At 42.5% G+C, this 8,168-nt stretch carries 10 protein-coding genes; 3 read left to right on the forward strand and 7 right to left on the reverse strand.

What is annotated here, in order from left to right; genetic code table 11:
* Nucleotide 1: 1 nt before the first annotated feature.
* Nucleotides 2–1,411: a peptidoglycan DD-metalloendopeptidase family protein gene (locus L884_RS0102390; protein ID WP_028765990.1), complete on the reverse strand. Its 1,410-nt coding sequence runs from the start codon at nucleotides 1,409–1,411 to the stop codon at nucleotides 2–4.
* Nucleotides 1,412–1,538: 127 nt separating this feature from the next.
* Between L884_RS0102390 and tyrS the strand changes: the two genes are divergently transcribed.
* Nucleotides 1,539–2,735 carry a tyrosine--tRNA ligase gene (gene tyrS, locus L884_RS0102395; RefSeq protein ID WP_028765991.1) on the forward strand — a complete coding sequence of 399 codons (1,197 nt, stop codon included), beginning with the start codon at nucleotides 1,539–1,541 and terminating at the stop codon, nucleotides 2,733–2,735.
* Nucleotides 2,736–2,775: 40 nt separating this feature from the next.
* On the opposite strand, the gene L884_RS0102400 is transcribed toward tyrS, so the two are convergent.
* The 6 genes from L884_RS0102400 to L884_RS0102425 form a co-directional block, all read right to left on the reverse strand.
* Nucleotides 2,776–3,186, reverse strand: coding sequence for a hypothetical protein (locus L884_RS0102400; protein ID WP_028765992.1), 411 nt, complete (start codon nucleotides 3,184–3,186; stop codon nucleotides 2,776–2,778).
* A 114-nt stretch (nucleotides 3,187–3,300) separates the two neighbouring features.
* Nucleotides 3,301–3,780: a nuclear transport factor 2 family protein gene (locus tag L884_RS0102405; RefSeq protein WP_028765993.1), complete on the reverse strand. Its 480-nt coding sequence runs from the start codon at nucleotides 3,778–3,780 to the stop codon at nucleotides 3,301–3,303.
* Complete coding sequence (locus L884_RS0102410) at nucleotides 3,780–4,403, reverse strand: trimeric intracellular cation channel family protein (protein ID WP_028765994.1); 624 nt, start codon at nucleotides 4,401–4,403, stop codon at nucleotides 3,780–3,782. Before L884_RS0102410 ends, L884_RS0102405 begins: the two co-directional genes overlap by 1 nt.
* On the reverse strand, nucleotides 4,400–4,777 hold the full coding sequence (locus tag L884_RS0102415) for a DUF2721 domain-containing protein (RefSeq protein WP_028765995.1): 378 nt from the start codon (nucleotides 4,775–4,777) through the stop codon (nucleotides 4,400–4,402). Before L884_RS0102415 ends, L884_RS0102410 begins: the two co-directional genes overlap by 4 nt.
* A gap of 201 nt (nucleotides 4,778–4,978) precedes the next feature.
* Complete coding sequence (locus tag L884_RS0102420) at nucleotides 4,979–5,959, reverse strand: cobalamin biosynthesis protein CobD/CbiB (RefSeq protein ID WP_028765996.1); 981 nt, start codon at nucleotides 5,957–5,959, stop codon at nucleotides 4,979–4,981.
* Between the two features lie 56 nt (nucleotides 5,960–6,015).
* Nucleotides 6,016–6,708: a 5'-methylthioadenosine/adenosylhomocysteine nucleosidase gene (locus tag L884_RS0102425; RefSeq protein ID WP_028765997.1), complete on the reverse strand. Its 693-nt coding sequence runs from the start codon at nucleotides 6,706–6,708 to the stop codon at nucleotides 6,016–6,018.
* A 223-nt stretch (nucleotides 6,709–6,931) separates the two neighbouring features.
* Here L884_RS0102425 and L884_RS0102430 point away from each other — a divergent pair, with 223 nt between their 5' ends.
* The gene (locus L884_RS0102430) at nucleotides 6,932–7,414 is read left to right on the forward strand and encodes a GNAT family N-acetyltransferase (RefSeq protein ID WP_028765998.1); all 483 of its coding nucleotides are present in this window, start codon (nucleotides 6,932–6,934) and stop codon (nucleotides 7,412–7,414) included.
* A gap of 327 nt (nucleotides 7,415–7,741) precedes the next feature.
* A partial coding sequence (locus L884_RS21585; RefSeq protein ID WP_051435497.1) for a DUF2753 family protein occupies nucleotides 7,742–8,168 on the forward strand: 427 nt, incomplete at its 3' end.

The raw sequence follows: 8,168 nt of genomic DNA on the forward strand, positions 1-8,168 counted from the left end.
GCTAGTGCGCTGCAATCGCAACTTGTTTATGCTGAGCGAGCTCTGCCATCATGGTTTTGCTTAGCTGAGCGAACTGGGCTTTTTCCTTTTTGGCGATAGGATCCGATTTTGGCAATTTAACTGTGCGCGGATTTCTGTGTACGCCGTTAACAATGAACTCATAATGTAAGTGTGGCCCTGTGACTCGCCCTGTAGAACCTAGGGTGCCAATAATTTGCCCTTGCTTAACAGATTGACCTGTTTTTACTTTGCGCTTGGTCAGGTGTAGGTATTTGGTGGTGTAAGTATCATTGTGCTTAATAAACACATAATTACCATTGTATTGGTTGTAGCTTGATTTAATGACTCGACCATTACCAGCAGCTTTAATTGGTGTACCAACTGCAGCAACATAATCCACTCCACGATGGGCTTTTACTTGACCTGTTACAGGGTGTAATCGTCGTGGATTAAAACTCGAGCTAACATACTTAAAATCAACGGGTGAGCGCAGGAAAGCCTTACGCATGCTGCGGCCATCTTCTGAGTAATAACTGCCGTCTTTATAGCGCACGGCCGTATAGCGGTCGCCTTGGTTAATAAACTCTGCTGCGAGAATATTGCCGTTTTTCAAAAATTCACCATCGGCAAACTCTTCCTCAAAGATCATTGAGAACTCGTCACCTTTGCGCAGATCTAAAGCAAAGTCGATATCCCAACCAAAAATCGTTGCCAGCTGCATGATCTGATTTGGTGTTAGGCCTGCGTTTACGCCAGCATTCCAGAAGTTATTTTCAATGGTTGCACTGGCGAATTTTGAGCGGGCTTCTACGGTTTTTTTAACAATTGATTCTTTATAACCCTCAGGGCCATTATCAACAATAAGTGTGGTAATTTTATCGAGGTGATACCTAAGTTGAACCAGCTTACCATCTTCACTTTTTGCGATGACGAGATTATCTCCTGGCATAATTTTAAGCAGGTTTTTTTTCGCCTTTGGTAACTGAGTGACATCATAAACGTCTTTGGCTGTTAAGCCGGCACGTTCAAAAAGCGCTGCTAAAGTATCACCGCTTTTTACTTGAAAGCGCTTTTCGTTAAGTTTGGGCGCGGGTGGCTCTGGTTTAACAGCTGTTTCCGTGACTGTAACGCTGTCTTTAGCCGCACTCGGGGCGAGTTGCTGCTTACGGTTGCGTTGTTCGGGTGTTGATCCGCTTAATGTCGCGGATGGTGGAGTGGGTTCTCTAAAGGCTAATGGAACGTCATAACGTGTATTAACCTCATATTCTCCGTTTGCAGAAGGGGTTTGTTTTGATGCCTGTACTTCTTCTGACGGCATAAAGATAATAATTAACGTGACAAAAACTAAACCGCATAAGAGCATTTGATGTAATTTTGGCAGTAATTTAAATAAAGTTATAACCTTTCCCATTGACCTTGATACCAAATTAACTCTTTCTTAGTGATCCCTTTAGTTTACACACTTTCATTTGTGCTTGCTAACAAGTAACATTAGTGCCCATATTTTTTTGATTAGGCTCCCAGGAGTAAGCGCCAAAATGGCTGATTTAGAGCAAGCATTAGCAGAAATAAAACGTGGCACCGACGAGATATTACTCGAGGCGGACTTGCTGGAGAAGTTAAAAGAAGGTCGTCCGTTAAAAATTAAACTTGGCGCAGACCCAACAGCTCCTGATATTCACCTTGGTCATACGGTAATCTTAAACAAGATGCGTACCTTCCAAGAGCTAGGCCATGAAGTGATTTTCTTGATTGGTGACTTCACCGGTATGGTTGGTGATCCAAGTGGTAAGAACAGCACTCGTCCACCGCTGACGCGCGAACAGGTTTTAGCCAACGCTGAAACTTATAAAGAGCAGGTGTTTAAAATCTTAGATCCAGCTAAGACACGTATTGAATTTAACTCTTCATGGTTAGAGCCATTAGGTGCTGCGGGCATGATCCGCCTAGCGTCGCAACAAACCGTGGCGCGTATGATGGAGCGTGACGACTTTAAAAAGCGTTACGGTTCAGGTCAAGCCATTGCCATCCATGAGTTTATGTACCCGTTACTACAGGGCTATGACTCAGTTGCACTAGAAGCTGACGTTGAATTGGGTGGTACAGATCAGAAGTTCAACCTATTAATGGGTCGTGAGCTACAGAAGTCTGCTGGTCAAAAGCCGCAAACGGTTATCATGATGCCACTACTTGAAGGTTTAGATGGCGTTAAGAAAATGTCTAAGTCGGCCCACAACTACATTGGTGTGAGTGAGCCTGCAGGTGAGATGTTTGGTAAAATCATGTCTATTTCAGACGTGTTAATGTGGCGCTACTTTGAGCTGTTATCTTTCCGTCCATTGACCGAAATCGAACAGTTTAAAGCTGACGTTGAAGCTGGGGCCAACCCTCGTGATGTAAAAATTGCTTTAGCAAAAGAGATCATCGCACGCTTCCACGATGATGCCGCTGCAGAAGCTGCGCATCAAGAGTTTATTAGCCGCTTCCAGAAAGGCAATATCCCTGATGACATTCAAGAGTTAGAGATTGCTGCTGGTGAAGGTATCGCTATTGCAAACTTATTAAAAGAAGCAGGACTGGTAAGCTCGACATCTGATGCAATGCGCATGATCAAACAAGGCGCAGCTAAGATTGATGGCGATAAGATTGAAGACACTCGTCTACAATTAACTGCTGGTACTTCAGGCGTATTCCAAGTTGGCAAGCGCAAGTTCGCTAAAATTACGCTAGTTTAATCTGCTTTTATGCTAGTAAGATTAACAAGCCATCAGCTTGTTAATCGTTAATTGAACAACGGTCAGTACTAAAATGCTGGCCGTTTTTGCATTTCCAGGTCAATCTGGCGCCATCTAGCTTCCAATTATTACGCTGTTTTTGCATTGACAGGATCAGTAGCATTTTAGGATGCTTGCTATTACCTGCGCTAACATTGTAAGTCAACACTTTACCTTGGTACTGCTTTACCTTCGCAACGCGAAAATTAGCCCCTGCATAGTGCTTAGAAATTGATTCAGGTTGTTGACTCCAGTCTCGATGCTGTTGCTGAGCTTGTTTTAGCTGCTGGTTAAAGGTATTGATAGGCTGATCGGCGAAAGACACGACTATGGGCTGCTCAATTGCGAATGCAGGACTTAACGTCAGTGGTGATAGTAGTATAAAAGCGCGAATAACATTGATAACTCTCATAACAACCTACAGCTTACAAAGTTCTTATTACTTTGACTGACGATTACTAAAAAGTTTCCATTGAATTGGACTAAATGTGATCTATGGCCGCTGTTTTGCTTATCTAGCCTAGCACTATTGAACTGCGAGTTGATCAGCCATGGTTTGGTAGTCGATTAAGTCTTGATGTTCAGTTACTCGTTCGTGGGTCATATCTAACTTTAATGTTGTGACTCCAGGAATGGCGATATCAATAATTCTGCCTGGTTTGCCAAATAACTCTCCGGGGCCTTTATAACGATAATTTCCTATTAACACCACTAATGAGCCTGTATTGAACATATGTTCAATATTAAAGTTGTATTCAAGCACGCCACGGTGGGCACGTTTTAAAAACTGAAGGATATGACGCTTGCCAGTATATTTTCGACCAGCTGTTCTGTCGTTAAACACGCTTTCTCGATTATAGAAACGACTCAAGCCGGTATAGTCTTGATGGGTGAGGGCTTGGATATATTTTATTGCAAGTTGCTGCTCTTTTGGCATATCGCCAATGTTGGCGCTAGCAGGCAAACTCATAAGCAAAAATAGTAAACTAACAAATCCTAATTTCATTATCGCGGTGTCTTTAAATCAAAAGCAGGTAAGGAAAGGTGCCAACGAATCGCAGCTAATCTAATCATGAGAGCGGTACTCATTGCAAATAATAAGGCAAACATATCGGCTGCGCCCCAATAAAGGCTAATGGTATAGCTTATGCCACCGACAATCGATGCGGTTGCGTAGATCTCCGTGCGTAGCACCATAGGGACTTGTTGACACAATAAATCACGAATAATGCCGCCACCAACACCAGTGATCAATCCCATGACTACCGCTGTCATACCGTCTAAACCAAGGTTTAATGCTTTTTCTGCACCAATAACTGTGAACAATGCCAAACCAAAAGCATCAGCTACAGGAAGAATATAACGTGGCACGCGCTTAGGCTTACGGATAAAAACAAAGCTCAGTATTACAGTGGCTAAAATAACAATAATGTAGTTGGGATCTTGGATCCAAAATACAGGCGTGGTGCCTAATAACGCATCACGAATACTACCTCCGCCAATAGCGGTGACCGAGGCGAGAACTAATACACCAAAAGGATCCATCTTATGTCGACCAGCGGCAAGTGCACCAGATAGGGCAAACACAGCAGTACCGCAAAGGTCAAAAAAATAGATCCAATCGATCATTTATCCATCTCTTCAAGGTGAATATTTAGTGCATCAACTGAAATGCGAATTTCGATAACGGATAATAGCAGAGAGTACAGCAGTAATAGCAGGCTACAACCGAAGATAAATGAGCCTGTTTTATTAAAACCTATGTAGATAAAAATCATGCATAACACGCAAAGTGCAAAACTGAGAACCCCAGACTCTTGCATACGTCTGATAATGCTAATGCGTTGACGCAAGTTTTTAATTTGATCGCTTTGAATGGGTTTACCATCTGCACTTAGGTTGCGGATCAGTGCGGCTAACGAAAAGAAGCGGTTAGTATAGGCTAACAACAGCAATGAGATTGCTGGAAAAAGTAACGCGGGCGTTGTCAGAGAAACGTGAATATTATCGAACAAAAGGATCTGCCTTAAACCGAGATAACATAGTGTATAAGGGATGATACCAATGCCAACAATTTATACAAGATAGTGACATTCTTGTGAGCAAATAAGCGCCGAGAATTGAGTAAACTTAAATAATATTCACACTGCAGCTAGTCGACTTATTGATGATAACTGAAATAGGCTACATGAGTTTTGCTTCAGCTAACTTTGGATAACCCTTAATGCGGCCCAGATCCCCGGTAGCACAATGATCCCCAGCGCCCATAAACTAAAGGCGATTGAGTTGATTTTTAGCGCTCTTTGTACATCATTCTCTTGGGGATGACAGCCATAATTGAGTTTTGACATATTGACTTTGAGGTCGTTAAATTTGACTGGCCCACCAAGTTCAATCTTAAGCGCACAGGCAACAACTTCACAGGTTTGATATTCGTTCATCGGCACACCATTCACTTTAGGGTTAAACATTGCTGCTAAGCTTTGTGGCCCCCCTTGAATGGCAAGGCTTAGTGACCATAATTTAGCCGGAATAAAGTGGATAACCGTGCTTAACGCGTAAACAGGCATGCCAAAGTGACGGTACTGTGGATTATAAATAGGCCAGCAAAACTCAAGCTGTTTAAGCATTCTAGCCACAATAAATAAAGGAATGCCGCCAATTGAGTAAAACAAAATAGCCGATACGGTACCATAAATGGAGGTCGTTGAAAGTCGTTCAATTGTTGCCTTACATAAGCCCACGCTTGATAGTGACTGTGTAGAGCGGTTAAGCCAAGGTGCTAATAAACTGCGAGCGCGGACTTTATTATCACGCTTAATTGATATGACGACTTCATTAGCGATATAACGAAAGTGATCGTCTTGTAAGCAAAGGTAAATAACAATAGCTTCAAAAAACCAAGGAAACTCAGCTAGTTCAACAAAAAAGCTAATTAACGCCCAGAAAGGAACAATAAGCAGCAACATTGCTAAAGTGCCAGCTATTAACTGCTGCGAGCTGGCTCGGCGAGTATGATTGACTTTAACACTGAGGTTTTTGGCGACTTGAGATAGCCATTCAAGTGGTTGAAGGTTGCGTGGCAAAGGGGCGATGCGTGCCAGTAAAACTGACACTAAAAGCACTAAGGCTCCAGTGTAAAGCTGACTATCTTGGGAAAAGATTTTAGTAAACTCTGGAACCATATTGCCGCGCTATCCTTGTTTTATTCTACTTTATGAAACGACTAAAGCTGTTTAGCTTAAAGTTGTTCAAGTAGCGCAATAACCATTAATGCCGAGTGATGCCCTGCTTTAACAATGTACTCATCGAAATCAACTGGCGAGTCGTTGTTAGCATTGTCAGACAGTGAGCGGATAACCACAAAAGGTACACCAAATTGATGACATACTTGTGCAATTGCCGCGCCTTCCATTTCACATGCCGCCATAGTTGGGAAGTTTTCCAACATCGTCTTGGTACGCATAGGATCACAAATAAAGCTATCGCCGGTACAGATTAAGCCTTCAATGGTTTTTACTTCACCAAGACTTGCAACAGCTTTTTGCGCAGCGCTAACTAAGTTTGCATCAGGAATAAACGCAGCAGGCTGTTGTGCCATTTGACCAATTTCATAACCGAAAGCGGTAACATCAACATCGTGGTGACGCACTTCTGATGAAATAACGATATCGCCAATGGCTAAATCGTCAACAAAACCACCTGCAGAGCCAGTGTTGATGATGGCATCTGGAGCGTACTTTTCGATAAGCAGTGTTGTTGCGATACTGGCTGTAACTTTGCCGATACCAGAGCGAGTGACAATCACTTCTTTACCTGCTAATTGACCCGCAACAAACTCGATACCTGCGATGGTGTTAGAGCTTGGGTTTGTCATTGACGCAACTAAATGCGCAACTTCTGGCTCCATAGCGCCGATAATGCCGATTTTCATGAAATGACCTTTTTAACAACCTAATGAAATATGGGCGCTAATATACCACGGTGTTTAGCGTTAGTGAAAAAGGCTTATAAATAAGATGAGAAGTAGGGCAATAGTCAGTTTATTGTTTAACGGTTGCCTTAAAAGGGGACTTTCTTTGCTTGATGGCACTATAGAGGTATTTTAAAGTATCAGGTCACATTAAGTGCAATTTATTTAGTTAACTCGGGGGATTATGGAAATATTATTAGGGCAATTGCAACACCCTCTTGTGCTGTCATTGCTTGCTGAGCACCATAAAGATATGGCATTACATTCGCCACCTGAAAGTGTACACGCACTTGACGTCTCTGGGCTTGCAGCCAAAGAGGTAACATTTTGGAGCGTATGGCAAAACAATCAACAGCAAGTCAGTTTTCAAGCCGAACAGTTGGCTGGTTGCGGTGCGTTAAAAGAATTGGACTTGACCCATGGTGAGATAAAGTCGATGCGCACTGCAAGTCAGTTTCTCCGACAGGGGGTCGCACAAATGTTGCTTAATCATATTATCGCTGAAGCCAGAAATCGTGGTTATAAAAAATTAAGTTTAGAAACGGGGGCAATGGCTGCTTTTTTGCCAGCTAAAAGATTATACGAGCAATTTGGCTTTATAGAATGCGAGCCTTTTGCCGATTATAAAACCGATCCCTATAGTGTATTTATGACATTAACGCTCTAATAGTATTTTTTCTGTTAGTTCCTCCTCATTGATAGCTGCAACGCCTGCAGCTGCTTCTATTTTCAAACCTGTTTCGCAGGTGTTTTGCAGCTAATATCTATTCCAAAACGATCCAGGGTGTCTCTTTCATTTCAGCTGAGTTCTTTACATACGTAAATTATCGGTTTGGCATTTGAGCGAATTTATCACTCATGCTAATGTAATTGATAATCATTATCATCTAGAACTCTTAGATGAATGGTGATGGATGATAGCGGCGGCGAAACAGTCGCAACTAGGTTGTCATTCATATCGTTTTAAATCTTGTGTTATTGCATTGGTGGTGAAATGGAAAATTGGCAACAACTTATGAACTCTGGTAATCAACACTTTAAAGAGGCTGCTTGGATGGATGCACAGTATTGTTATCAGCGAGCTGTGGCAATGATAGAGAGTCAGTGGTCGCACCAAGTTAGCGATAGGGAGCTGCTATTTGGATGGGTCGCGGCGATGCATAACTTAGCGCATTTGTTCGAGTGCCAAGACAAAACAGAGGCTGCGCTACATTACTTAAAAAATGCTCATCAAGAGATTCAAAGTCTATCTGACGATCGCTCGGTAAGTGATGAGGTACGAAGTTCTGCTTTTCAAAGTTTAAGTCTGACTATTCCGCCATTGCTTGAGTTCGCGAAACGTCACCCTATTTGTGATGACTGCATTTCTGCGTTAGAGCAAACGGCAGAGAAAATAGGTATGCGACAAACGTCGTTGCATT

Origin of the sequence: Shewanella fidelis ATCC BAA-318 (assembly GCF_000518605.1) — a bacterium.
Taxonomy (GTDB): domain Bacteria; phylum Pseudomonadota; class Gammaproteobacteria; order Enterobacterales; family Shewanellaceae; genus Shewanella; species Shewanella fidelis.

Coding starts and splice junctions, on each gene's coding strand:
- L884_RS0102390 (WP_028765990.1), bottom strand. CDS start 1,411: ATGGGAAAGGTTATAACTTTATTTAAATTACTGCCAAAATTACATCAA.
- tyrS (WP_028765991.1), top strand. CDS start 1,539: ATGGCTGATTTAGAGCAAGCATTAGCAGAAATAAAACGTGGCACCGAC.
- L884_RS0102400 (WP_028765992.1), bottom strand. CDS start 3,186: ATGAGAGTTATCAATGTTATTCGCGCTTTTATACTACTATCACCACTG.
- L884_RS0102405 (WP_028765993.1), bottom strand. CDS start 3,780: ATGAAATTAGGATTTGTTAGTTTACTATTTTTGCTTATGAGTTTGCCT.
- L884_RS0102410 (WP_028765994.1), bottom strand. CDS start 4,403: ATGATCGATTGGATCTATTTTTTTGACCTTTGCGGTACTGCTGTGTTT.
- L884_RS0102420 (WP_028765996.1), bottom strand. CDS start 5,959: ATGGTTCCAGAGTTTACTAAAATCTTTTCCCAAGATAGTCAGCTTTAC.
- L884_RS0102425 (WP_028765997.1), bottom strand. CDS start 6,708: ATGAAAATCGGCATTATCGGCGCTATGGAGCCAGAAGTTGCGCATTTA.
- L884_RS0102430 (WP_028765998.1), top strand. CDS start 6,932: ATGGAAATATTATTAGGGCAATTGCAACACCCTCTTGTGCTGTCATTG.